Consider the following 19,637-nt stretch of genomic DNA (forward strand, 5'->3'; position numbering starts at 1 on the left):
GGGACTTACACCCGTTAGATAATGCTCATGCCGAGCGTACAAAAAATCACCCTCACTACTGCAGTAAGGGTGATCCTATAAATTTAAGACTTTTCAGACAAACAAAATCTTTTTAATCTGGTTCGTCCGAGTAATCTGTACTGAACTCTTATTTCAATTTAGCTAATGCTTCCTTTATACGACGGATAGCCTCTACGATATTTTCATCGCTTGTAGCATAACTCATGCGGATACATTCAGGAGCACCAAAAGAGGCACCACCAACACAAGCCACGTGAGCTTCTTCAAGCAAGTACATTGCCAAATCATCTGAATCTGCAATCTTACGTTCGCCGTTGCTCTTTCCAAAGAAAGTATCGCATTTCGGGAACAAGTAGAAAGCACCTTGCGGAACGTTTACTTCAAATCCCGGAACGTCTTTAGCCAACTTCACAATCAGGTCACGACGGCGTTCGAATGCTTTCTGCATTTCTTTTACCGGTTCTTGTGTTCCTGTATATGCAGCTTCAGCAGCTTTTTGAGAAACAGAACAAGGACCTGAAGTGTACTGACCTTGCAACTTGTTGCAAGCTTTTACAATCCATTCCGGACCGGCAATAAAACCGATTCTCCATCCTGTCATAGCATACGCTTTGGATACACCGTTTACAATCACTGTACGCTCCTTCATTTCAGGGAATTGAGCGATACTTTGATGCGCACCGATGTAATTGATATGTTCGTAAATCTCGTCAGCGATTACAATCACCTGCGGATGTTTAGCCAACACAGCAGACAGTCCGGCCAATTCTTCTTTTGTATATACAGAACCTGTCGGGTTGGACGGAGAACAAAGAATCAACGCTTTCGTTTTCGGAGTAATAGCAGCTTCCAGCTGTTCCGGAGTAATCTTGAAATCTTGTTCGATACCTGCCGAAACGATTACAGGAGTACCTTCTGCCATTTTCACCATTTCCGGGTAGCTTACCCAGTAAGGAGCCGGAACAATTACTTCGTCACCCGGATTTACCAATACAAGGATCGTATTACAAACAGATTGTTTTGCACCATTTGCACACGAAATCTGGGCGGCTGTATATTCAAGACCGTTTTCTTTTTTCAGTTTCTCAACAATAGCATTGCGCAAAGCCGGATAGCCCGGTACTGGAGAGTAGCGGGAAAAGTTATCATCTACGGCTTTTTTCGCAGCTTCTTTGATGTGGTCAGGAGTATTAAAATCAGGCTCTCCTACACTTAAGTTAATAACATCAACGCCTTGTGCCTTGAGCTCGTTGCTCTTTTGAGACATGGCAAGCGTCGCCGACGGCGACAAGCTGTTCAAACGATCTGATAATTGATTCATTTTGTATCTATTTTATTGTTGTTGAGTGAAAATCGCTGCAAAATAAGCGATAATATTTGATATATGAAAACAAAATGGCAATTTACTTATTAAAATGTAAAGTATGCCCCATTCTTTCTTTCTTTGTTCTCAAGTATCGCTCATTATACGGATTAGGAACTGTTTCAACAGGCACGTTTTCTACAATCTCCAAACCATAGGCTTCCAAACCAACACGTTTTACCGGATTATTTGTCAAAAGTCTCATTTTGTGTACTCCCAGCTCACGAAGGATCTGTGCACCTACTCCATAATCACGTTCATCAGCAAGATGCCCTAAGCAAATATTCGCATCAACGGTATCCATACCGTCTTCCTGGAGCTTGTATGCTTTCATTTTTTCCATCAGACCGATGCCGCGTCCTTCCTGATTGAGGTAAACCACTACACCTTTTCCTTCTTTTTCGATCATTTCCATCGCTTTATGCAACTGTTCGCCACAGTCACAACGCTGCGAACCAAGGATATCTCCTGTAGCACAAGATGAGTGGACACGTACCAGGATAGGTTCATCTTCACTCCATGTACCTTTAAATATAGCCATATGTTCCAACCCGTTTGATTTCTGGCGGAAAGGAATCAGACGGAACATTCCGTGTTCAGTAGGCATATTTACTTCCACTCCTTTTTCTACAATGGATTCCTGTTTCAAACGATAAGCAATCAGGTCATGGATAGAGATCAGTTTCAGTCCATGTTCATCTGCCATCTGGCGGAGTTCGGGCAAGCGTGCCATTGTTCCATCTTCACTCATGATTTCCATCAAGGCACCTGCCGGGTAAAGTCCTGCCAGACGAGCCATATCAATCGTAGCTTCCGTATGTCCGGCACGGCGAAGCACTCCTTTTTCTTGCGCATATAACGGATTGATGTGTCCGGGACGACCGAAGGTTGCCGGTGTAGAAGTAGGATCGGCCAACGCCTGAATAGTAGCGGCACGGTCGGAAGCAGAAACACCTGTTGTACAGCCTTCCAGCTTGTCAATGGTAACCGTAAAAGGAGTTCCCAACACGGAAGTATTGTCACTTACCTGATGCGGCAAATCCAACTCCTTGCAACGAGACACTGTGACAGGTGCACAAAGTACTCCACGTGCATGTTTCAACATGAAATTCACTTTCTCGGGAGTTATCTTTTCAGCGGCAATAATCAAGTCGCCTTCATTTTCGCGGTCCTCATCATCCACTACTATGACAAACTTACCTTCTTTGAAGTCGGCAATCGCATCTTCTATTCTATCCATTTTAATAGTCTCTTTCATAACACTTATTTATTGATTTTCTGTATGATGAATTGAATTTGTTCATTGTTCTTTATAATCCGTTCCATATCCTTAGCCAGACGAACGCGGAACGCCCAGATGCGGAAATAGAAAAATAAACCGATAGGGAAAATGACTCCGGCTACCAAATTCAACCAATATATATGGAACGGGCGCACATGAGCAGAAACGGAAATAACCGGATAATTGTTTAATGCACCGATCAAAGTGGCCGATTTCGTATTGGACATTTCTTCAACCAACGCTTCCAGCTTTTCATTGATAGCCATTACTTCGTTGTCATCCTCGCTCGACATCCATAATTTAAAGTAATTCGGTGCTTTTTCCAATCGTTTCTTGGCAGCATACGCTCTGCACTCTGCAGTGAGTTGTTCCAAATCACCGGTCAAACGTGTGTAATCAGGATCATGGATAATCACTTCTTTCTTAAATATATGGCGTACACTACGGATTCCCACAATCTTCTTGAACCAGTTGATATAGGCATCTGCATTAAGCACTACAGAGTCCTTATTCGATTTATAGGTAAGGAAAACTCCTAATGGGGCAAGGACCGCACTACTTGTCCACATTCCCATCCACACTATCCACTTACCGTCACGGGCCATTTTATATCCTGTATTATCAATGATATAGTAAATGATAAATACCAACACGGATACAATTACCGGCATTCCGAGACCTCCTTTGCGGATAATTCCGCCCAATGGAGCTCCGATAAAGAAGAACAGCAGACAAGAGAGTGAAATCGTTATCTTCTTATGCCATTCGGTCTTATGCTTGCGAATACTATAATCGTTGTTCTCCATCGTGAATTTCTTGAACCCAAGATCGTTGGCCACATTCTCCGCCCGACTGACAGCAGAAGAAAGCACCTTCTGTTTCTGCGTTAAAGAGGCTACCTCGTAAAGGCTGTCCACGTTATATTCATGTATATCCGCCTTTTCTATTTTGACCGTATCTTCCTTTGTCAATCCATAAGAAGCGCGGAAATTCCCTTCTGCCACTTCCCTGTAATATTGTCGTCCGATACTATCTCCCACTACCGTCATTGAGTCTATAGAGCTTTGCAACTGCGCCATATCCTTAGCACTGGACTGCTTGCCCATAATTTCACCATCAACCATATTGAAATCGGAGTTAAATTCAATAATGCTATGTTTCTCCCGGAATTCCTCACGCCGATAGGGCACATTCTCCGATTTCATACTTTGTGCCCTCAAATTCTCAAATAAATCTCCGCTATACAAATGTAACCAAAGATGCTGCTTATCCGCTGTCATCTCTAAACGTCCGGAATCAGCATATATAATACGTGCTTTCTCAAACCCATCTTTCATACTATAAATCAGCACATCATATAGCATACCGGTCTTCCGGTTCTTCTTGGCAACCTTTAAATTATAATCCTTTATTTCAGAATAGAAAACTCCTTCCGGAATATCCAACTCCGGAGATTTCTGTTTCATCGAAAGAATCAGGGTTCCCAGCTTAGCCTGGGCGATAGGACCAACAACATTTTGGAAATAGAATGAGACACCGACAAGTCCGCAAACAAGGAAAGCGAGCGGACGCATGATTTTAAGTAGAGAAATACCCGCAGCTTTCATTGCAAGTAATTCATAACGCTCGCCAAAGTTACCGAAAGTAATCAAAGAAGCCAGTAACACTGCCAATGGCAACGATACTGGCACTAATGTTAATGCGGAATAAAAGAAGAATTGAGCCATAACGCTCATCTCCAACCCCTTTCCGACCAATTCGTCTACATATCTCCACAGGAACTGCATCATGAATATGAACAGACAGATGAAGAATGTACCAATAAAGAGCATCAAAAAACTCTTTACGATGAATATATCTAATTTCTTTATGCGTAGCATCTTAATAGGTTCGTGCAATTAGGATGCAAAATTAGCACAAAAAAAGGAGCATCGAAAATTTTTAGTTGAAAGTTAACTAAAAACCACAAGTTCTTCTTAATTTAGCTACTTGCGACTCCCACAATTCTTTCATATCGGCTACTTCATCCGGCTCTGCGAAATCGGTAATTTCCAACACATAGTCACTAGTCAGCTCATTATAAGTCATCTTGATTTCAAAATAATCGCGTTCGTTTTCATCATCCTGCCAACGGAAGCGGATAAAAGAGAAAGAGCGAATGGCAATAATCTCTGCTTTCCTCTGTTCTGTCTTGCCCCAATGAAACTCTACTATTTTATCGTCAGAAATAACTTTGTCTGCAAACCAGTCCTCCAACCCGGTCGGTGTACTAATAGCTCCCCAAAGAATATTTTTAGACGTTGCATTCAACAAATACTCCAAATGAATCTTTTCCTTTTTCATAGCAATTTCGAATTGTTTTTACGTGTGCCAAGATAAATACTTTTTTCTAAATACGCCGCATAAATCAGACACTTTATTAATTATTCTTTCATTATCGGGCATCAAACTCCCTATTTATAGGGAAAATCAAGACCCGTATTAAAGAAAAAACACAAAAAAGTTATGAATTGTTTTGGAGATTATAAAAAATCATCTATCTTTGCACCCGCAATCGAGAAACGATGGCGGGATAGCTCAGCTGGTTAGAGCGCATGATTCATAATCATGAGGTCCCCGGTTCAATCCCGGGTCCCGCTACTTGATAAGAATAAGGCATTTGGGAGGCTTCCACTTCTGGGTGCCTTTTTCTTTTTATCTCTTCGCGAAATCATTGTGAAATCTTCAATTACATTTCTACCAGAAGCCAACGTTGAACCATAAAAATAGCCTCAACTTACAAAAAATTGAGGCTATCGAAATATCATTTAAAAAGTTTTTCTATTCCCATTCTATAGTCGCATTAGGTTTCGGCGACATATCATAACAAACGCGATTTACATTCTTCACTTCTTTCAGAATACGGTCTGTTATCCTCATCAGGATAGGCCAATCAATCGGCTCAATAGTAGCTGTCATAGCATCTACCGTATTGACAGCGCGAATAATAACCGGCCAATCAAAAGAACGAGCATTGTCACGTACACCCACGGATTTAAAATCAGGCACTACTGTAAAGTATTGCCATACTTTTTTATCCAGTCCTGCAAGTTGGAACTCTTCACGCAGAATGGCATCGGATTCACGCACTGCCTCCAAACGATCACGTGTAATAGCACCTAAACAACGTACACCCAAACCAGGTCCAGGGAACGGTTGACGGTAAACCATTTCATAAGGTAAACCTAACTCCAAGCCACAAGCACGAACTTCATCTTTAAATAATTGGCGCAATGGTTCTACAAGTTGGAATTTTAAATCTTCGGGCAAACCACCTACATTATGGTGAGATTTCACCATTTTAGCAGTTTTCGTTCCACTTTCCACAATATCCGGATAAATAGTACCTTGACCTAAGAAATCAATACCGTCCAACTTACGCGCTTCTTCTTCGAACACACGAATAAACTCGCCACCAATAATTTTACGTTTCTGCTCCGGATCTTCTACACCAGCCAACTTATTCAGGAAACGATCGGTTACATCTACATACACAAGATTTGCCTTCAACTGGTTGCTGAATACCTCAACCACATCTTCAGACTCTCCCTTACGCATCAAACCATGATTAACATGTACGCATACCAGATTATTACCAATAGCTTTCAGAAGTAAAGCAGCTACCACAGAGCTATCAACTCCACCCGACAGGGCCAACAATACTTTCTTATCGCCCACCTGACGCTTAATCAATTCTATCTGGTCATTGACAAAGTTCTTCATGTTCCAGTTAGCTTCAGCTTTACAAGTATCGAAAACAAAAGACTTTACTGCAGCCTTTATAGCCTCGATATCATCTGTAAATTCTGCCAACTTCACTTCACAAGTTGCTTTATCATGCCCTGCAGCCATGACAGGAATTCCCAAAGTATAGATAGCCGGATTTATATCAATAGCAACGCCATCGATTACATTATTCGGGCCACCATTGATAATAATACCCTTTACATTGGGCAATGCTTTCAGTTCTTCTACTGTAATATCGTGAGGGTAAATCTCACTATAAACTCCTAATGCACGGATGGCGCGAGCCAATACCGTATTCTCATGACTACCCAAGTCAAGGATAACAATCATATCCTGCTTCATCTGATTTTGGTTGTTTTTAAGTTATTGTATTGTTATTATTCACTATCATTTTTCAAACGGTCTGCAAATATAAAGATTTTTAGAGAGACTATAATGCATTGATTCTCTAAAGTTTCAGAACAGAGTAACGTTTTTCTTGCAACTATAGTATTCCAAAAAGAACTGGAATAACATAGTACGCAGATGAATAGCAATAACCTGATTCTTCCATACAACCCTTCAAACCTACGCTTTCAACCGCATCACAAACCGGCTACCCTTACCCAATTCGCTCTCTACCGTCAACGTACCACCATGAGCTTCCACAAAATCCTTGGAAATAGATAATCCCAATCCACTGCCTTGCACTTTCGTTCCGGGCACACGGAAATAACGGTCGAAGATACTTTTGTGATAACGCGGATCAATCCCCTTTCCAAAATCCTGGACATAGAGTTCGATCATATTTTCATCCTGTTTGGCACCGATAATCACACGTCCGTTTTCTTTAGAATAACGGATAGCATTACTTAGCAGATTCGTCAATACCCAGGCAATCTTTTCACTGTCAACAAAAAGTTTGCCGATTTTCTCTTCCGGATATTCCACTTCTATCTGGATATTAAACTTATCCGCTTGCACCTGATTAGCTTTAATCGCATATTCGATCAACTCAATCGGTTTGGTGATCTTTGGCATAAACTGTAGTTTTCCCGCTTCCACCTGGGTCATGTTAAGCAATTCTCCGGTGATACTCAACAAACGCTCGCTGTTCTCCTTGATACTCTTAGACAACTGCTCCTGTTCATCATTCAATGCACCGACACGCTTATCTTCCAACAACTGGAGGCTCATCATAATAGCAGCAATCGGAGTCTTCAGTTCATGAGATATCGTCGAGATAAATGTAGTCTTGGCAGAATCCAGTTCCTTAAACTCCGTGATATTCTTCAATAAAATAACATCACCTAGTTTGCGGGGTTCCCCTTTTTCAGCCTCCGTATTAATGATAGGGACATAAGAGGCCTTAAAGTAACTCTCTTTGTCGTCGGCATATATCTTCAATGGTTCCTTCTGCTCGCTTGGCGTCACCAGTTCACGGATCAACCGCCGCAACAGGTCATTCTTCAAAGCCAGTTCCTCCGCCGATTGACGAATCACATTCTCCCGTTTCAGATTCAAGACATTGAGTGCTTCCTCATTGATAAACAGAATTTCACGCTCCATATTCAAGCCGATCACCGGATCATCTATACTGTTTACAATTGCTTCAATAAATTTCTTTGCAGAAAGAATATCCGACAAAGTACTGGCACGATATTCGGTCAAACGCTCCGCCATCCGGTTAAAACTATCCGCCACATCCCGGAATTCTTCATTATTATTCATCTGCAGACGCTTCTCATAATTATGATTGGCTATTTCAAGAATTCCCTCTTTCAGCTCTTTAATAGGCTTGCTGATAGTACGGGGCAACCAATAAAGCAATATCAGTCCGGTCAAGATACAGATTCCTCCCGTTACGGAAATCCATAACAGAGCACGTTCCAATCCGGGCATAGCAGCAGGACTATCAGGTTCTGTCGCTGTCAGAATTTGAAGATTCACAACTGAAAGTGTTACCAGCAAAATAATCATTCCGGCCAGCATTCCGATACCGAGAATCAGTTTCGTTTTAATATTCATAACGTTCATACGATTAATATTATGCAAGTATAATCAAATCTACATTAGCTTGTGACAAATTATTTAAAAACTTTCTATATCCCAGTATAGAACAAATAGCGTATGGCAACCTTAAATTAGGAGTTCCCATGCAAACAGTCGATATCTGTTTCTCTTTACAAACCTTGACGATGCTCCCCAAAATATCCTTCGACTGCACCTGCACCACCTCTCCCCCAAGTTCCGCCACGAGCTTAAAATGGTTCAACAGATACCGTTGACTGGCTAGATCAATTCTATCCATACTCTCTTTCGGAGTCTGAACATACAGGGCTATAAAAGTAGTATTATACCGGGTTGCCAACTTTGCCGCCTTTCTGATAATCCGCCGGGGTGTTTTCTCATGACTACTGATACAAGCCATAAACTTCTCATGCCGGATTCCGACGGCTACTCCCATCACCACCTCATTCTCCACCTTTTTTTCTACCCGCAACGCTACTTCCTTCAAAGCCAACTCACGTAACTGAAGAATATTCTCTGTCCGAAAGAAATTATCCAATGCCGTCTGAATCTTTTCCGGACGATATATCTTACCCGCTTTCAAACGTGCAATCAGCTCCTCTGCCGTCAAGTCAATATTCACCACCTCATCCGCTTCCTGAAGAACACTGTCGGGCACCCGTTCTTTCACTTCAATACCCGTAATCTCCTGCACTTCTTCATTCACGCTTTCAATGTGCTGGATATTGATTGCCGAAATCACATTGATTCCCTCATCCAGCAAAGTTATCACATCCTGCCAACGTTTCTCGTTCAAACTACCTTCTACATTGGTATGAGCCAGTTCATCCACAATTACAATTTCCGGATGGACACGGATAATCGTATCCAGATCCATTTCCTCCAATTCTTTCCCCTTATAGAAGATTTTACGACGCGGAATGACAGGGAGCCCTTGCAGCAATGCTTCCGTCCCGGCGCGTCCATGAGTTTCGATATAGCCGATTTGCACGTTCACACCGTTCTCCAGCAGTTCATGTGCCTCCTGAAGCATACGATATGACTTTCCCACACCGGCTATCATACCGATATAGACCTTGAATTTGCCCCGGTGGGACTTCTTTATCAGATCCAAAAAATACTGTACACTATGTTCTCTATCATCCATTACGTCAATCTGTTATTTTAAACATCCTAACCCGTAGTAATCATCACGATCACCACGGGTTTCACAAAAATTCATGAGTTTATTTTATGGCCTTAAAGTTACGCCAAATACTAAATGGGCGTCCTCCAAACGTGGATTCCATATAGCCTGTACAAATATAGGCAATGAAAACTTATCATTAAAATTTATTGCTTTCGTTGCTTTCAAAGCTAGGTTCGTCACTGCAAACCCATTCACATTATACTGCGGAGTCTTATAAGGAACCACTCCACAAGTAGCATTCAGATCAACTCCTTTCACACTGAACGGATAATTCAGTTCTACGTAAGAAGAGTATGCCTGCTTTTCTTCCCCCTCATCAGTCGTTTTTCTGTCAGCACCGGCAAACATGGTATACCATGCGATAGATAACGGGAACTTTTCAATAGGAAGCGTATAAGCTAACCCTGCTTCAAAATGGTGTCCGGTGTCTCCACTTTTAAAATGAAAATAATTATTGGTAAGTTCTCCATTGGCCACATCAGCTTGTCCGTCCCACCAAAGAGTGGCTACAGAAAGCGTCGGTCCTGCTTCACCGAACTTATAAGCTGCGGTCAGGTCAATTTCTTTATTACTCTCACTCAAACTGGTTGAGCCCCATGCAGTAAGCGAGAAATTACCTACGCTAAATCCCAAAGTCGGCTGAAAGGAAGCAGCTCCCCCCTGATAAATACCACGCCATACATACGAACTTACCAAATCACCTTGTATAGTAAACTCTTGTGCTTGTGCATTAACTGTTCCCAACATACAAACGGCTGCTACAGCCATTGTTCCTAAAAAACTCTTTTTACTAAAAAAACTTTTCATACTTCTTATCTTATTCTATTTTATGTTTCCGTAAAAAAGCAGCGCCCTATCCAACCCTGTTAATTTGAACCGCGGCATAACCCAAACGGTCCGGACAGGAACGCTGCTCAATCTTCATCTACTTATTGCTTTCCTCTAATGCGATATTCAATTTCAACACATTCACCTTTTCTGTTCCCAACAACCCCAAAAGAGGTTTTTCTATGCTTTTATCAACAATCGCTCTCACCTGTTCCTCTCTCAAGCCACGTGCTTGTGCTACTCTCTTCACTTGTACATACGCACATTGAGGAGTGATATTAGGATCCAGTCCCGAACCACTGGCCGTAACCATTTCGGCTGGCACATCCGCACGATTCAAATAAGGATGATGTACAAGAAAAGTATCGATACGCGCTTTTACTTCATCCAGATACTCCTGATTCGTAGGGCCCTTGTTACTGCCAGAGGAACTCGTAGCATCATACCCGTCACCGGCAGAAGAAGGACGTCCCCAGAAATAAATATCCTCTGTAAACATCTGGCCGACATTGGCTGCTCCCACTACTTTCCCGTTCAATGTAGCTACTTCGGCATTTCCTTTATTAGGACCCGCTACCTGTGCGAACACCCACAGGATAAGGATATAGAACACGGAGAAAAAGACACAAAAAGCAAGTGTTATTTTTAATGACTTCAATAAAGTTTTCATTGCTATTGTTTTTTAATTAAAAGAATAAACCTACTACTAAATCTATCAATTTGATTCCCACGAAAGGAGCAATCACACCACCCACACCATAGATCAGCAGATTACGGCGAAGCAAAGCACTCGCACCTATCGGCTTGTATTGCACACCACGCAAAGCCAACGGAATCAGAATCGGAATAATAATCGCATTAAAAATGACTGCCGAAAGAATAGCACTTTCAGGACTATGCAGATGCATGATATTCAGAGCAGCCAGTTCGGGAATGGCGATCATAAACAAGGCCGGAACGATAGCAAAATATTTCGCTACGTCATTGGCGATAGAGAAAGTAGTCAGCGTACCACGTGTCATCAGTAATTGTTTACCGATTTCCACAATCTCTATCAACTTCGTCGGGTCGTTATCCAAATCGACCATATTACCAGCTTCTTTCGCTGCCTGTGTACCGCTATTCATGGCTACACCTACATTGGCCTGTGCCAGGGCAGGAGCATCGTTCGTTCCGTCTCCCATCATTGCAACCAATTTACCAGCCTGCTGTTCCTTCTTGATATATTCCATCTTATCTTCCGGTTTCGCTTCGGCGATAAAATCATCCACACCGGCTTTTTCAGCAATATATTTTGCTGTTAACGGGTTGTCACCTGTCACCATCACCGTCTTCACTCCCATCTTACGCAGACGTTCGAAACGTTCCTGAATACCCGGTTTGATAATATCCTGCAGTTCAATAACACCAGTCACCTTTCTGTTTACACATACTACCAGCGGTGTACCACCATTGCTTGAGATAGAAGAAATAATCTCTTCCACTTCTTTCGGAAATTCATTCCCGTCACCTTCCACCATCTTGCGGATGGCATCAAAAGCACCTTTACGAATCTGCGTTCCATCTGCCAGGTCTACTCCCGAACATTTGGTTTCAGCCGTAAACTTAATCATACGTGCTCCTGTTGTATTCAGATTACGCATACGAATGCCCGACTCACGTCCCAATTCTACGATAGACTTACCTTCCGGCGTTTCATCGGATAAGGAAGACAACAGACAAGTTTCCACAAAATCGTGCAGATCGACACCCGGAGCTGTATGGAAATGAGTTGCTTTACGATTACCAATGGTGATAGTACCCGTTTTATCCAGCAGTAATGTATCAATATCACCCGCAGTTTCAACCGCTTTACCGGATTTAGTAATCACGTTGGCGCGAAGTGCACGGTCCATACCGGCAATACCGATGGCAGAGAGAAGTCCACCGATAGTTGTCGGGATCAGACACACAAACAAAGAAATAAGCGAAGCAATAGTGATGACCGTATTACTATAATCGGCAAACGGTTTCAAAGTCACACACACAATGACGAAAACAAGCGTAAAACCTGCCAGCAAAATAGTCAATGCAATCTCATTCGGGGTTTTCTGGCGGGAAGCACCTTCCACCAATGCGATCATCTTATCAAGAAAACTTTCTCCCGGTTGAGTAGTCACCATCACCTTTATATGATCGGACAGTACTTTCGTACCTCCTGTTACCGAACTCTTGTCGCCACCTGCCTCACGAATGACCGGAGCAGACTCACCGGTAATGGCACTTTCATCAATAGAAGCCAACCCTTCAATAATCTCACCGTCGGAAGGAATCACGTCTCCTGCCTCACAGACAAACACATCCCCTTTCTTCAACTGTGAAGAACTGACAGTAACGATTTTATTGCCTTCCACTTTCTTTGCCGGTGTCTCTTCACGAGTCTTACGCAAACTGTCGGCCTGTGCTTTACCACGTGCCTCTGCAATAGCTTCGGCAAAATTGGCAAACAACAAAGTGATAAACAGAATGATAAACACGGCAATGTTGTAAGCAAACGAACCCTGTGAAGAATTAACAATGGAGTAGAGCGTCACAAGCAGCATGACTACCGTAGCCACCTCTACCGTAAACATAATCGGATTCTTTATCATCATTCGTGGGTTCAGTTTCACGAATGATTGTTTCAAACTTTCTATAACTTGCTCCTTTGGAAACAAAGAAGCTGATTTATTATCTTTCATATCTTCTCTAATTCAGTATTACAAACTTAAATGTTCAGCAATCGTGCTCAATGCATGTACCGGGAAGAATGACAGAGCGGCAATAATGAAGATAACTACAAATGTCATTACTCCGAAAGTCAATGTATCCGTCTTCAACGTACCGGCACTTTCCGGTATGAATTTCTTCTGCGCCAGTAGCCCGGCAATGGCAACCTGTCCGATAATAGGAAGGAAGCGACTCAGAATCAAAACGATACCACATGTCCAGTTCCAGAAATAAGTATTATCACCCAAGCCCTCGAAACCGGAACCGTTATTGGCGGCACAAGAGGTGTACTCGTAAAGCTGTTCACTCAAACCGTGGAATCCTAAGTTGTTCAACCACCCACCTTCACTTTCCACAAAATCTGGATGGTGTACATAAATATAACTTGAGATTGCCGTAAACACCAAGATTACAAACGGATGAAGCAGAGCTACAATCGTAGCGATTTTCATTTCGCGGGCTTCTACTTTCTTACCGAGGAATTCCGGTGTACGCCCCACCATCAAACCGCTGATAAACACTGCAATGATAATGAATGTATAGTAGTTCATCCACCCTACACCTACACCGCCAAACCAGGTATTAATCTGCATATTCAGCATTTCCATCATACCGGACAGAGGCATGGTAGAATCATGCATACCATTCACAGAACCATTGGAAGTTACGGTCGTTACAATACTCCACAACGCGGTTGCTCCGGCTCCCAAACGCACTTCCTTACCTTCCATCGCACCATTGTCTTGTGCAATACCCAGCTCATCGATGCGCGGATTACCCCCCATTTCCTGACTGACATTAATGCACACACCGACCAGAAAAGCGAAAAGCATTACTCCGAATATACTGTAAGCCAACTTCTTTCTGCGGGTATAGAAACCCAGTGCAAATACCATCGCCATCGGGATAATCAAAATAGACCAACATTCTACCATGTTAGAAAGATAAGTCGGATTTTCCAATGGATGAGAGGAGTTCACGCCAAAATATCCACCGCCATTCGTACCCAACTGTTTAATAGGAACAATTGCGGCCGTAGGACCTTGAGAAACCATCTGTTCCTGACCTTCAAGAGTAGTGACTTTCATCTTACCGTCAAATCCCATCGGAGTTCCCTGAAGAATCAGGATAAAACCTACAATCAGAGAAAGAGGTAATAAGATACGCGTACAACTTATTACCAGAAATTGCCAGAAGTTACCAATCGTTTTGGTTGTTTTTGCAGCAATACTCTTCATAATACCTGCCATAGCAGCCATACCTGTTGCTGCGGTAATAAACTGGAAAAGCATGATGACGAACAATTGAGTAAAATAAGTCAGTCCGCTTTCACCGCTATAGTGCTGTAAGTTACAGTTCACCATAAAACTAATACAAGTATTGAATGCCTGATCCGGAGTCTGCGGTCCGTTGCCGTCCGGGTTTAAAGGCAACCATCCTTGTGAAACCAAGAGTACCATTCCCCAGAAAAACCAGAAAGCATTCAAAATCAACAATGCTTTCAGGAATTGTTTCCAGTTCATTTCTTCATTGGGGTCGATTCCACAAACTTTATAAATGACTCTTTCGATAGGAGCCATAAAATCAGACCAGGTCTTTTCTCCTCTGTAGACCTTGGCAATGTATTTTCCCAGTGGATAAGCCAGAATCACCATCAAGGCTATCTGAACAACCACGCCTAAAATTTCTGTATTCATATACTTTTTACCTTAAACTGTGTGTGTTACTTTAAAACTTCTCGGGTTTGATGAGCACATACATCAAATAACCGAAGATTGCAATACCTAATACGAATAATGCTGTGTACATAATCAATTCTCCTTTTTTCTTTAAATATTCTCAAACCAGTCTACACATTTCCAGAACAGCCAGAAACAAGCGAAACCGCTCAACAGGCAGAAAATAAATGATAGTGTTATTCCCATGTTTTTACCTTTTAAATGATTACTATAAATTTTTACTTGCCATTCTTCATGCCAAATGCGTGCCACAAAAAACAAAGAATACATAATAAGCTAACATTCAAACAGATACAGACAGGCAGTTACTTTCTTACCATCCGACACACCCTTCCATTTTGAAAAAAGGATTCTATTTTGAAAGGCTTTCCGTTTTTTTCGTGATTTCAGAAGAGAAAAAATAAACAAATTATCATTTTGAAAGGGGATTTTCATTTTGAAAAGACAAAAGGAGGATACTACATCTTTATAATCTGTTGATAATAAACGGTTAAGCATCAACATAAGTCAATTGGTACATGCTTTGCGAAGAAATAGATATGAAACTTTATATTATTGCAAACAGATTACCTGTCAAAGTAGCCGACACAAACGGCACATTCGTATTTTCGCGTAGCGAAGGCGGACTGGCAACAGGTTTGGATTCTCTCCAGACTTCTTATGAGAAGCACTGGATAGGTTGGCCCGGAATATGTACAAATGAAGAGAAGGACCAGCAAGAGATTAACGAGAAACTACAGGAAATGAATTTTCATCCGGTCTTCTTGTCGGAAAAGCAAATTGAAAACTATTACGAAGGATACAGTAACAGTACTATCTGGCCTTTGTGTCATTACTTTTATGCTTATACCTTATATAAGAACTGTTTCTGGCAATCCTATCAACAAGTCAACCGACTCTTCTGTGAGGAGATTTGCCGGCTGATACGTCCCGGCGATAAGGTATGGATACAGGATTATCAACTGATGCTACTTCCCGGAATGTTGAGGAAAATATATCCGGAACTAAGTATCGGTTATTTCCATCATATCCCGTTCCCTTCTTACGAACTCTTCCGTATTCTTCCGGAGCGTGCCGAGATTCTGAAGGGTTTGCTGGGAGCAGACTTCATTGCTTTCCATACTCATGACTATATGCGTCACTTCATCAGTGCCGTAGAGCGTGTGCTGCATCTCGACTTCAAACTGGATGAAGTACAGATCAACAACCGGATGGTCAGAGTAGAAGCATTGCCGATGGGAATCAACTATGAATCCTATCATCAGGCTTCAGAAAATAAAGAAGTACATCAGGCCATTGAACGAACCCGGAAACTTTTCGGCGAGCATAAACTGATCCTGTCAGTAGACAGACTGGATTACAGCAAAGGCATATTGCACCGTCTTCGTGGCTTTGCCACCTTCCTCGAACATCATGCCGAATATCACGGTAAAGTTACATTGGCAATGGTCATTGTCCCTTCACGCGACCATGTAGGCAGCTATGCGGAACTAAAAACAAAAATTGACGAAGAAATCGGCTCTATCAACGGACGTTACTCCACAATGAACTGGACTCCCGTATGTTATTTCTATCATGGCTTTTCACTGGAAGAACTGACTGCCATGTACTATGTGGCCGACATAGCCCTCGTCACTCCACTTCGGGACGGAATGAATCTGGTAGCCAAAGAATACGTAGCTACCAAATGCGACAATCCCGGTGTACTTATCCTTAGCGAAATGGCAGGTGCCGCCGTAGAATTGACGGACGCTATCCAAATCAACCCGAACGATACGGAACAAATAGAAAATGCTATTTGCCAGGCACTTGAAATGCCCGAAGAGGAACAAAAACAACGCCTGCAACGTATGCAAAGCATTCTGTCCGTACAGACAGTCAACAAATGGGCAGCCGACTTTGTCAATGAACTGAACGCGACATGTATGAAAAACGATATGTTACGAAAAAAACGTATCGTAGCCGCTAGCATTGCACAAATCAAACTCAAGTATAACCATGCCAAACAACGCCTGATTCTGCTGGACTATGATGGTACACTGACGGCTCTCAAACCACGTCCCGAGGATGCACAACCTACACCGGAACTCATTTCTATTCTACAACAACTGGCTAGCGATCCCGCCAATCATATTGTTATCAATAGCGGACGGGATCACTTTACATTAGAAAAATGGCTTGGCACCCTTCCTATTTCTATGGCTGCCGAACATGGGGCTTTCTATAAAGAAAACGGAGTCTGGCATAAAAACATAAAGAAGATAGAATGGGGAGCAGGTATTCTCTCTATCCTTCAAATGTTTGTAGACCGTACTCCCCGTTCCCATCTGGAAGTGAAAGAAACTGCCCTGGCCTGGCATTATCGTGAAAGTGACGCATGGCTCGGCACATTAAGAGCCCAACAACTCGTCAACACGCTGATTTCGCTCTGTACCCGGCAGAAACTACAAATTCTGCAAGGAAATAAAGTGATCGAAATCAAATCACCGGATTGCAATAAAGGTTCGGAGGTGGGGCGTCTGCTAGCCAACAGACGTTATGATTTTGTTATAGCGATGGGAGACGACACTACAGATGAAGATATGTTTCAGGCATTGCCGATGAGCGCTATCACCATTAAAATAGGTAGCGTATCCGAAGCCGCCAACTATCACCTGTCTGCCCAATCTGACGTACTTCCTTTCTTACGGTCTTTACTAGGCAAACAAAAAACTGCCACAAAAGAAGGAAGTATTAAGAATCGCCTGACTTTCGCTTTCGACTTTCTCAAAGATCTATTAAAAACTTAATAAAAAGCAATCAATATGAATAATTTAAATTATGGAGTGATAGGTAACTGCCGAACCGCAGCTCTCATTTCGCAGAACGGAAATATCGAATGGCTCTGTTTTCCCGATTTCGATTCTCCTTCTATTTTTGCCAGTCTGCTCGACCGGGAGAAAGGAGGAGCTTTCGGATTCGAAGTTTCCGGAGACTATTGCATCACACAAAGTTATGTCCCACACACCAATATTCTTTCTACTCAATTCTCCTCCGATGAAGGAGAATTCGTAGTGCTCGACTATATGCCCTGCTATCGTTCCCAAGACGAAACAGGGCATTATTTACCTGCCGAATTATACCGCTACATACATTGGATAAAAGGAAAACCGCGTTTCAAGATCAACTACCACCCGGCGCCAAACTATGCACAGGGACAAGTGATCCTTAATATCACTCCACAGTATATAGAATCCTACTGCTCCTTCGACAACAAGGACAGACAATATTTATATGCTTCCCTGTCTCTTCAGGACATCAAAGAGAAAAAAGAAATCATTCTTGAGAAAGACGAATTTCTCCTGCTCTCCTATAACGAGAAAGTGATCCCAATCGACATAGAAAGGGAGAAAATAGAATACTGTCGTACGCTGGTATATTGGCTGAACTGGACAGACAGAAGCAAGAAATACACTCTATATAATGACGTAATCGAACGGAGTTTATTGGTTCTGAAACTAATGTCCTACCACAACGGAGCTGTGCTGGCAGCACTAACTACAAGCCTACCGGAAGCTGTGGGAGAAGTGCGCAACTGGGATTACCGCTTTTGCTGGCTTCGGGATGCTTCCATGTCCATCGAAACCATGTTTCAAATCGGACATACCAGTGCAGCCAAACGCTTTATGAAATTTATCCAATCCACATTCGTTTCCAAACATGACTATCAAATTATGTATGGCATCCGGGGCGAGCACCAACTAACCGAAGTGATACTCGACCATCTATCCGGTTATAAGAACTCCAAACCTGTACGAATAGGAAATGATGCATACCATCAGAAACAAAACGACTCTTTTGGTTACCTGATGGACCTGATTTACCAATATTATCGCCTCATGCCCGGCACACTGGATGAAATTGAAGACATGTGGGAAATGGTAAAGACCATTTTAGCAAAAGTAGTAGAAAACTGGAGAAAGCCCGATAAGGGAATCTGGGAGATCCGGGGAGAAGGACAACACTTTGTTTCTTCCAAAGTGATGTGTTGGGTAGCTTTAGATCGCGGAGCTAAAATCGCTCAAATGCTTAACAAATATAATTATAGCGAACGTTGGCAACTGGAAGCCGAAAAAATAAAGAAAGACGTGATGAAATATGGCTGGAATAAGGAACTTCAAAGCTTTACACAGACATATAATAATCAAGCAATGGATTCTTCATTACTATTGATGGAACCCTATGGATTTATAGAAGCAGATGATATACGCTATCATAAAACAGTGGAAGCTGTCAAGAAAGCCCTTTTCCATAAAGGACTTATGTATCGCTATAACAGCAAAGACGATTTCGGGTTGCCTACTTCTGCTTTTACGATTTGTACATTCTGGCTTATACGGGCATTGTTTGTAACTGGCCATAAAGAAGAAGCACGCTGCCTGTTTGACGAAGTTCTGAAATACTCCAATCATCTCGGATTGTTTAGTGAAGATATTGATTTCGAAACCAAAGAACAGTTGGGCAACTTCCCGCAGGCATATTCACATCTGGCATTAGTAAATACAGCTATCTTATTTGCAGAAGAAGAGAAGAGGTTATCTTTTATCCGGCCTTAGAGAACGCCCTGATTCAGAAGCGATAAAACACAGAAAGCCCCTTGATTCAAAATGAATCAAGGGGCTTCTTAAAAAC

Annotated in this window: 14 protein-coding genes and 1 tRNA gene; 3 read left to right on the plus strand and 12 right to left on the minus strand. The window is 42.3% G+C overall.

Going from position 1 to position 19,637, the window contains the following annotated elements; genetic code table 11:
• Window positions 1–148: 148 nt before the first annotated feature.
• The 4 genes from DXB58_RS26395 to DXB58_RS26410 all read right to left on the minus strand — a co-directional run bounded on the left by DXB58_RS26395 (window position 149) and on the right by DXB58_RS26410 (window position 5,009).
• Window positions 149–1,342 carry a pyridoxal phosphate-dependent aminotransferase gene (locus tag DXB58_RS26395; protein ID WP_122138765.1) on the minus strand — a complete coding sequence of 398 codons (1,194 nt, stop codon included), beginning with the start codon at window positions 1,340–1,342 and terminating at the stop codon, window positions 149–151.
• An 82-nt stretch (window positions 1,343–1,424) separates the two neighbouring features.
• Window positions 1,425–2,642 (minus strand): bifunctional 3,4-dihydroxy-2-butanone-4-phosphate synthase/GTP cyclohydrolase II, encoded by a 1,218-nt coding sequence (locus DXB58_RS26400; protein WP_122138766.1) that lies wholly within the window; start codon window positions 2,640–2,642, stop codon window positions 1,425–1,427.
• A 5-nt stretch (window positions 2,643–2,647) separates the two neighbouring features.
• Window positions 2,648–4,546 (minus strand): LptF/LptG family permease, encoded by a 1,899-nt coding sequence (locus tag DXB58_RS26405; protein WP_122138767.1) that lies wholly within the window; start codon window positions 4,544–4,546, stop codon window positions 2,648–2,650.
• A gap of 76 nt (window positions 4,547–4,622) precedes the next feature.
• A complete protein-coding gene (locus DXB58_RS26410) occupies window positions 4,623–5,009 on the minus strand; it encodes an START-like domain-containing protein (RefSeq protein WP_008999058.1) in 387 nt (128 codons plus the stop codon).
• A 223-nt stretch (window positions 5,010–5,232) separates the two neighbouring features.
• Between DXB58_RS26410 and DXB58_RS26415 the strand changes: the two genes are divergently transcribed.
• Window positions 5,233–5,306: transfer RNA gene (locus tag DXB58_RS26415), tRNA-Met, on the plus strand.
• 180 nt (window positions 5,307–5,486) lie between these two features.
• Here the strand turns inward: DXB58_RS26415 and guaA are convergent.
• From guaA to kdpF, 8 genes are all read right to left on the minus strand, one after another.
• The gene (gene guaA, locus DXB58_RS26420; protein ID WP_117937866.1) at window positions 5,487–6,794 is read right to left on the minus strand and encodes a glutamine-hydrolyzing GMP synthase; all 1,308 of its coding nucleotides are present in this window, start codon (window positions 6,792–6,794) and stop codon (window positions 5,487–5,489) included.
• A gap of 225 nt (window positions 6,795–7,019) precedes the next feature.
• Window positions 7,020–8,459: an ATP-binding protein gene (locus tag DXB58_RS26425; RefSeq protein WP_032840003.1), complete on the minus strand. Its 1,440-nt coding sequence runs from the start codon at window positions 8,457–8,459 to the stop codon at window positions 7,020–7,022.
• 19 nt (window positions 8,460–8,478) lie between these two features.
• Window positions 8,479–9,609 (minus strand): sensor protein KdpD, encoded by a 1,131-nt coding sequence (locus DXB58_RS26430; protein WP_122138768.1) that lies wholly within the window; start codon window positions 9,607–9,609, stop codon window positions 8,479–8,481.
• 84 nt (window positions 9,610–9,693) lie between these two features.
• The gene (locus tag DXB58_RS26435; RefSeq protein ID WP_007767477.1) at window positions 9,694–10,458 is read right to left on the minus strand and encodes a hypothetical protein; all 765 of its coding nucleotides are present in this window, start codon (window positions 10,456–10,458) and stop codon (window positions 9,694–9,696) included.
• A gap of 118 nt (window positions 10,459–10,576) precedes the next feature.
• A complete protein-coding gene (locus DXB58_RS26440) occupies window positions 10,577–11,149 on the minus strand; it encodes a K(+)-transporting ATPase subunit C (protein WP_122138769.1) in 573 nt (190 codons plus the stop codon).
• A 16-nt stretch (window positions 11,150–11,165) separates the two neighbouring features.
• Complete coding sequence (kdpB, locus tag DXB58_RS26445) at window positions 11,166–13,199, minus strand: potassium-transporting ATPase subunit KdpB (RefSeq protein ID WP_074638340.1); 2,034 nt, start codon at window positions 13,197–13,199, stop codon at window positions 11,166–11,168.
• Window positions 13,200–13,217: 18 nt separating this feature from the next.
• A complete protein-coding gene (gene kdpA / locus DXB58_RS26450) occupies window positions 13,218–14,924 on the minus strand; it encodes a potassium-transporting ATPase subunit KdpA (RefSeq protein WP_008777345.1) in 1,707 nt (568 codons plus the stop codon).
• Window positions 14,925–14,955: 31 nt separating this feature from the next.
• Window positions 14,956–15,036 (minus strand): K(+)-transporting ATPase subunit F, encoded by an 81-nt coding sequence (gene kdpF, locus DXB58_RS26455; RefSeq protein ID WP_032849815.1) that lies wholly within the window; start codon window positions 15,034–15,036, stop codon window positions 14,956–14,958.
• Window positions 15,037–15,484: 448 nt separating this feature from the next.
• Between kdpF and DXB58_RS26460 the strand changes: the two genes are divergently transcribed.
• Both DXB58_RS26460 and DXB58_RS26465 read left to right on the plus strand, forming a co-directional pair.
• On the plus strand, window positions 15,485–17,755 hold the full coding sequence (locus DXB58_RS26460) for a bifunctional alpha,alpha-trehalose-phosphate synthase (UDP-forming)/trehalose-phosphatase (RefSeq protein WP_199488020.1): 2,271 nt from the start codon (window positions 15,485–15,487) through the stop codon (window positions 17,753–17,755).
• Window positions 17,756–17,770: 15 nt separating this feature from the next.
• Window positions 17,771–19,561: a glycoside hydrolase family 15 protein gene (locus tag DXB58_RS26465; RefSeq protein WP_122138770.1), complete on the plus strand. Its 1,791-nt coding sequence runs from the start codon at window positions 17,771–17,773 to the stop codon at window positions 19,559–19,561.
• Window positions 19,562–19,637 lie beyond the last annotated feature (76 nt).

It is taken from the genome of Bacteroides sp. OM05-10AA (assembly GCF_003439055.1).
Classification (GTDB): Bacteria; Bacteroidota; Bacteroidia; order Bacteroidales; family Bacteroidaceae; genus Bacteroides; species Bacteroides intestinigallinarum.

What these genes read in the sequence shown, in the direction of transcription:
- DXB58_RS26400 (WP_122138766.1), bottom strand. Translation starts at nt 2,642, where the DNA reads ATGAAAGAGACTATTAAAATGGATAGAATAGAAGATGCGATTGCCGAC.
- DXB58_RS26460 (WP_199488020.1), top strand. Translation starts at nt 15,485, where the DNA reads ATGCTTTGCGAAGAAATAGATATGAAACTTTATATTATTGCAAACAGA.
- DXB58_RS26440 (WP_122138769.1), bottom strand. Translation starts at nt 11,149, where the DNA reads ATGAAAACTTTATTGAAGTCATTAAAAATAACACTTGCTTTTTGTGTC.
- kdpA (WP_008777345.1), bottom strand. Translation starts at nt 14,924, where the DNA reads ATGAATACAGAAATTTTAGGCGTGGTTGTTCAGATAGCCTTGATGGTG.
- DXB58_RS26410 (WP_008999058.1), bottom strand. Translation starts at nt 5,009, where the DNA reads ATGAAAAAGGAAAAGATTCATTTGGAGTATTTGTTGAATGCAACGTCT.
- DXB58_RS26430 (WP_122138768.1), bottom strand. Translation starts at nt 9,609, where the DNA reads ATGGATGATAGAGAACATAGTGTACAGTATTTTTTGGATCTGATAAAG.
- DXB58_RS26465 (WP_122138770.1), top strand. Translation starts at nt 17,771, where the DNA reads ATGAATAATTTAAATTATGGAGTGATAGGTAACTGCCGAACCGCAGCT.
- guaA (WP_117937866.1), bottom strand. Translation starts at nt 6,794, where the DNA reads ATGAAGCAGGATATGATTGTTATCCTTGACTTGGGTAGTCATGAGAAT.
- kdpF (WP_032849815.1), bottom strand. Translation starts at nt 15,036, where the DNA reads ATGTACACAGCATTATTCGTATTAGGTATTGCAATCTTCGGTTATTTG.
- kdpB (WP_074638340.1), bottom strand. Translation starts at nt 13,199, where the DNA reads ATGAAAGATAATAAATCAGCTTCTTTGTTTCCAAAGGAGCAAGTTATA.
- DXB58_RS26425 (WP_032840003.1), bottom strand. Translation starts at nt 8,459, where the DNA reads ATGAATATTAAAACGAAACTGATTCTCGGTATCGGAATGCTGGCCGGA.
- DXB58_RS26405 (WP_122138767.1), bottom strand. Translation starts at nt 4,546, where the DNA reads ATGCTACGCATAAAGAAATTAGATATATTCATCGTAAAGAGTTTTTTG.
- DXB58_RS26435 (WP_007767477.1), bottom strand. Translation starts at nt 10,458, where the DNA reads ATGAAAAGTTTTTTTAGTAAAAAGAGTTTTTTAGGAACAATGGCTGTA.
- DXB58_RS26395 (WP_122138765.1), bottom strand. Translation starts at nt 1,342, where the DNA reads ATGAATCAATTATCAGATCGTTTGAACAGCTTGTCGCCGTCGGCGACG.